The following is a 944-nucleotide window of genomic DNA, read 5'->3' on the forward strand; positions in this document are numbered from 1 at the left end:
TTTATCATCATCTCTGATCACTTCATTTTCCCTTACTAATTTTTCTACCTCATCTGTTACATATTCTATCATCCGTTGCAAAAAAAGCACTTCTTCTTTTTTCTTTTCCAATAAAGCTTTTTGAAGTTGTTCTATTTGAGAGGATTGCTTCAAAAGTAAACTGTTTAATTCTTTCACCTTATTATCGCGATCATCATTCACTGTTGTTAATGTGTTATCAGATTCTTTCTCTTCTTTTTGTAAAGATAATGACTCCTTTTCCAGCTCCTTAATTTTAGATAAGTACTCTTTCTCCTTTGTACACAATTTATCAACTTTACTTTCAAGATCAGTGCGCTTTTGACGTTCATCACTAACTTTACCTTCTAATTCTTTCTTTTCCTTTTCCGACTGGCATAACTTCTTCTCTAATTCTTCTATGTCGCTTTCTGAGCTCTCATGTTGTTCTTCCGATTCTAAAGTTTTTAATTGTTTTACTTCTTCTACTTCTACTTTTTTTCTTAACATAGTTAATTGAGTACGCAGAGAAGAAGCTTCCCTACTTTTATGTTCTAATTCCAAGTTTAATTCATCTTCATATTCCAATCTTAAGCGTAACTCATCTTCATATTCTGACTTTAAACATAACTTATTCTTTTCACTTTCTAATTTGCATTGACACAATTCCTCCATTAAAGAATCCACTCTTTCATTCAATCTTGTATTTTCATCACGTAACTCTTGGTGTTCAAGAGAAAGCATCTCCTCCTTATGTTCTAACTGACCTTTTACTTTTGCTTCCAATTCTACATTATTACTAATTATTTTACATGAAAGTGCAAGCACCAAAATAGATAATGTAGCTAAAGCAAGAATTAGAGGAAGAGGCACATTAGAAGTTATAGCTCTTTTCATAGAAGTCCGGATGTGATAAGATAAGGATAGAAGATGATAAGGAGGTTGAG

General features: G+C 32.0%; 1 protein-coding gene. It reads right to left on the reverse strand.

The features are described 5' to 3' along the window. Nucleotides 1-894: coiled-coil domain-containing protein (locus ACIPNH_RS01705; protein WP_400771323.1), on the reverse strand; the 894-nt coding region annotated here is incomplete at its 3' end. Nucleotides 895-944 lie beyond the last annotated feature (50 nt).

Origin of the sequence: Wolbachia endosymbiont of Drosophila barbarae (assembly GCF_044752445.1) — a bacterium.
GTDB classification, from domain to species: Bacteria; Pseudomonadota; Alphaproteobacteria; order Rickettsiales; family Anaplasmataceae; genus Wolbachia; species Wolbachia pipientis.